This window comes from Candidatus Equadaptatus faecalis, assembly GCA_018065065.1.
Classification (GTDB): domain Bacteria; phylum Synergistota; class Synergistia; order Synergistales; family Synergistaceae; genus Equadaptatus; species Equadaptatus faecalis.
On the sequence record JAGHTZ010000019.1, the window covers coordinates 1 to 2,267 of the forward strand.

The following is a 2,267-nucleotide window of genomic DNA, read 5'->3' on the forward strand; positions in this document are numbered from 1 at the left end:
GTTGAGGTTATTCCCGTCAGGTCTATTCCGGCTATATCTGTCGTTACTCCTGTGTATCTGTCTTTCTTTGTGAGCGTCAGATATTTTGTTCCGTCAGCGCCCGTTGTTATTCTGCCTTCCGATATTGCCGTGTCCTGCAGCTGTGCCACGGACATTTCCGTTCCCGCGTTTGTTACGGCTTTTACGGCGCCTGTCGCCGTATCTTGAACAAAACTGCCTATGAGCTGCCCGTAGTTTGCGGCATCCGTGTTTGCGCTGCCTGCCGCAAGGTTTGTTATCTTCTGTCCTCCCATGTCTGCGCCGGAATGGAACGTTGCCGCCCCCATAAAATCAGACGTCCCTGCAACGGTGAGATTTCCGCCTGCCGAAAGCGTGCCTCCCACTGTCGCGCCGCCGGTTGTCGCAATACTTCCGACCGCTATGTCGTCCTTAAGTTTCACCGCTATTTTGGCGTTGCCGTCTGTTTCGGTCAACTCTGTTTCTATGTTTGTTCCGCCGGCAACCGTGAGTGTTTTCGTGTTGTTGATTTCAGCCGCGCCGCTGTCTGCCGCGTATTTGCTTGACGGCGATATTCCGCTGACCGCGTCTGCTATCTTTTCCTCTGTTTCGCTTTTCGTGTACAGATCTGTTTTCGTGTACGCGTCTGCTATGCCATAGCCTGAAAGTGTTGTCGCTTTGCCTGCGAATTTCGCGTCTGCCGCCTCCGTTGTATATGCGTCGGTTATTCCGTAGCCTGCAAGCGTTGTCGCTTTGCCCGCAAATTTAGCGTCTGCCGCCGTTTTGGTGTATGCGTCTGCTATGCCGTAGCCTGCAAGCGTTGTCGCTTTGCCCGCAAATTTAGCGTCTGCCGCCGTTTTGGTATACGCGTCTGCTATGCCGTAGCCTGAAAGCGTTGTCGCTTTGCCCGCGAATTTAGCGTCTGCCGCCGTTTTCGTGTACGCGTCTGCTATGCCGTAGCCTGAGAGCGTTGTTGCTTTGTCTGCTTTCTGCGCTTCGTAGGCATCGTATTTCTGCACCTTAGCTGCGGTTATGCCGGAGTTCATAACGTCTCCAGTTATAATTTCTGCTATGTACGCCGCGTTGGCAGTTACGTTCTGCAGCGTAAAATCTATAAGCCCTTCGTCAATGGCTATTCTTTCCTGCGCTTCTGCCAATGCGGACACTGAGGCTTTCTGCCCCAGTTTCGTTTCCGTTTCCGCTTTCGTATAAGCGTCCGTTATTCCGTAACCGGCAAGCGTCGCCGCTTTGCCCGCGAATTTCGCGTCCGCCGCCGTTTTCGTGTAAGCGTCTTCTATTCCGTAATCGGCAAGCGTAGTGCCCTTCTGCGCTATTCCCGCCACAGCGTCCTTCAGCTGCTTCAAATTAACAGCGTCCGTATTGCTCGTTCCCGCCGCAACGTTGATTACCTGCCGTTCCTTTCCCTGACTTCCCACTGAAAAAACTCCGTAGGCACCGCCCGCCGGCGCTCTGTCCTTTGAATACGACCCTATCGCCACAGAATTAGCGTTTTCTGCCAGCGCATTCGTGCCAATCGCAACAGAATTTTCCGCCGTTGCTTTGCTCCAAGCGCCTATCGCAGCCGACTGATTGCCGGAGGCACAGTTGTAATATCCAAACGCGGAGGCATAACGTCCTGACACGGAGTTCGACTGTCCGAACGCGCTGGAAACAAAACCAGGGGTATCATTGTAACCGCCGACCGAGACTGAATACTGCCCCATCGCGGTGTTGAAGCTTCCAATTGCCGCCGAGCTATAACCTACGGATTTATTGTAGTATCCCATAGAAACCGCGAACGTGATATCTGCGATATTATAGTTTCCAATCGCAAGCGAATCCGTACCCGACGCTGTATTGCAATATCCTACCGAAACCGAATTTTTGCCGGACGCGGTATTGTTGTACCCAAATGCTGATGATAACTCCTCTGTTGCACAGTTATAGGACCCAAATGCCGAAGCCGCTTTCCCTGATGCGAGGTTGCTATGCCCAAATGCTGAGGAGTAATACTCTGATGCGATGTTGGTGGACCCAAATGCTGAGGACACAGTCCCTGATGCAGTGTTGTCTGCTCCGAATGCGGATGATAAGTGTACTTTCGCTGTGTTGTTATAACCAACAGATGTAGAATAACCATCGGCTGCGTTGTTGAGATATCCGATTGAAACAGAGTAATTGCCCTTTGCCCACGTATATTCCGAACTGCCCACGTAAAGGCTGTAACTTCCTGCTCCGTGTCCCAGTACAGGGTATGCCGAAGCGGCAAA

General features: G+C 52.3%; 1 protein-coding gene. It reads right to left on the reverse strand.

The annotated features are described in order from the left end of the window. A partial coding sequence (locus KBS54_01480) for a hypothetical protein (GenBank protein MBQ0054801.1) occupies positions 1 to 2,267 on the reverse strand: 2,267 nt, incomplete at both ends.